This window comes from Pseudomonas sp. Irchel 3E19 (assembly GCF_900187585.1).
Classification (GTDB): domain Bacteria; phylum Pseudomonadota; class Gammaproteobacteria; order Pseudomonadales; family Pseudomonadaceae; genus Aquipseudomonas; species Aquipseudomonas baetica.
Genome location: NZ_FYDT01000101.1, coordinates 1 through 2,594, shown reverse-complemented (window position 1 = coordinate 2,594; position 2,594 = coordinate 1). Strand labels below are relative to the sequence as shown.

Sequence of the window (2,594 nt, the reverse complement as noted above, 5' to 3'; positions counted from 1 at the left end):
GGGGTGCCGAGGTGGTCGAGCTGGTAGTAGAACGGGCAGGCTTTTTTCGGGCCTTTGCCGTCGAGTAGCGCCAGCGGGCGGAAGGTGCCGGGTTCGTAAACGTAGCTGCGGTACTGGCTTTGGCTGCTTTCGGCGACGAGGTGGTCGCCTTGCCAGAAGAACTCGGTGGTGGTGCCGTCGACGGTTTTGCGGATGCGTCGGCCGAAGGCGTCGTATTGGTACGTCGCGGTTTTGCCGTCGGGACGGGTCAGGCCGATGAGGCGGTGCTGGCTGTCGTAGCGGTATTCGGTGACGAGTTTCTGCGCGGTGCCACGGCGCTCGCGAATCAGGTTGCCGAAGGCGTCGTAGTCGTAATGGCGGTCACCCTGCATCAGCAGGCGGTTGCCTTTTATCTGCGTCGGGCCGGGGCGGTCCTGCATCAGCAGGTTGCCGGCCGGGTCGTGGGCGAAGGACTCCGGCAGTTCGTCGCGCGAATGACGGACGCGGATCAGCCGGTCGAGGGCGTCGTAGCCGTAGGTGCGCTGGCCGTGGCGGGTGTCGGCGATGTGTTGCAGATTGCCGTTGGCGCTGTAGGCATAATCGCGCCGATACAACGAAGCGTGCTCATGGCCTACGGCGTGGGCGAGCAAACGGCCCTGATCGTCGTAGGCATATTCGCTGAGCAGCAGGCCTTGCTGGCGATGCTGTTCGCGACCGGCGCGGTAGACATGCTGCGTCAGTGGCGCGCCGTTGAGGTGGATCGCAGTCAGCGCACCGCCCTTGGCGTAGTGGTAATCGAGCTTGCTGTTGTCCGGCAGACGCTGGCGCTTGAGCTGGCCGCAGGCGTCGTAGGTGTAACGCAGGGTGCCCCAGCCTTGGTGCTCGGTGATCAAGCGATCCTGCAGGTCGTATTCGAAGGCCAGTGGGTGTTTCTGGCCGTCGTCGACGCCGGTTAAACGACCGAGGCGGTCGTAGCGGTATTCGACCTTGATCCCGTCCGGCAGGGTTTTGATCAGCAAGCGTCCGGCGGTATCGCGCTCATATCCGGTGACCAACGTCGAGCCGTCATCGCCGAACTCGGTCTTTTCCAGCAGGTGACCATTGAGGTCATAGGCGTAGGCCGTGCGCCGACCGTCGAAGCCGGTTTCCTGTCGGATCAGTCCGGTGGACGTGTAGTCCAGACGGTACTTTTCGCCGGACTCGTTTTCGATCTCGGTGAGCAGCAGTTGCGCATGGTCGTAGCGGTACTGCACCCGCGTGCCGTCTGGGTTGATCCGCCGCGAAACCAGATGCAGGTCGTCGTCATATTCGTAGCGGGTGATGCGCCCGAGTTCGTCGCGTTCAGCCGTGACTTGACCATATGAGCCGTAGCTGTAGGCGCGGGTGGCCCCGCCCGCAAACGTGGTATGCACCAGTCGGCCCACGGCGTCCCAATGCTGACGCGTGATCGCGCCATGTTCGTCCTGCGTTGTGCTCCGTCGCCCGAGCGCATCGTAGGAAAAACGCCGCACGCCACCGTCGGGCAGCGTCTCTTCAGTCAGTTGGCCGAGGTCGTTCCACACCAGCACATGGCGGCTGGTGTCCGGGTAACGGATCGATAGCAATTGCCCACGGGCGTCGTAGTGGTAATGGCTGACATGACCGTCAGGATCAACCGCTTCGGTGACATCGCCCTGGGCATTGCGCCGATACGTCCACACTGCTTCGCCGCAAGAACGGCTGTGCAGGAAACCGTTGCGGTATTCGTAGGACGTGGGCTCGTCATCCGGCGGAAGCAGCGCGATCAGCCGTCCGACATCGTCGTAGCGGTATTCGGTGATGGCGCCTAAAGGGTCCTGCTCGGCGATCAATCGGCCCTGATCGTCGTAAGCCTTGAGGTGCTCGCCACCGTCAGCCTCGACCTTGCGCACCAGTCGTGCCCGGTCGTCGTGGACGTAGGTTTCTTCGGTGCCGTCGACGTAATGCACCGCAACACTGCCGTCGTCGCTCCAGACATAACGCGTGTTCATCTGCGAGAACGACGCCCAATGGCGCACGCAACGCGCCGACTTCCCGGCCCGTTCCCACTCCCAGAAGAAACTCGCGCCACCGGTTAACTGGCGCTGGAGGATGACGTGTTGATCGTCGTAGTCGTAGCGCTCGCTGTCGCCGACGGCATTACACGCTTCGATCAGGTGCTGATAAGCGTCGTAGCGGTAACTGACGAGGGTTTGCTCAGTCGTCCATTCAGCCTGCTGAAACGACTGATAATCGACGGCCACCAAATGCTGGCGGTCGTAGCGCAGTAATAGAGATCGCCCAGCGCCATTGTCCAAACGCTCAATGCGATCCTGCCGATCCCGCAAAATGCGCAATCGATTGTCATACGCATCACTGATCGCCGTCAGCCGCCCGGTGCGAAAGTGATAAAACCGCGCCGCATCCCCCGCCAGCGCAAGAATCAACTCCTGCGGTTCATCCCCGAGAAAAATCGCCGCCCGCGACAGACTGTTGTGAATCGCCGGCCGCTCGACACTCGGCGCTGGAAACTGAGTGCGACGATTTTCGTGATCCACCCAAACAACAAAATCGCCATCAAACTCCAGCCGATGCGCCAGCGAATGGCTCCAGCCAAA

The 2,594-nt window shown here is 62.0% G+C and carries 1 pseudogene; it reads right to left on the bottom strand.

Going from position 1 to position 2,594, the window contains the following annotated elements:
• Positions 1-2,594, bottom strand: a pseudogene (locus CKW18_RS29515) (RHS repeat protein); the annotation flags it as partial.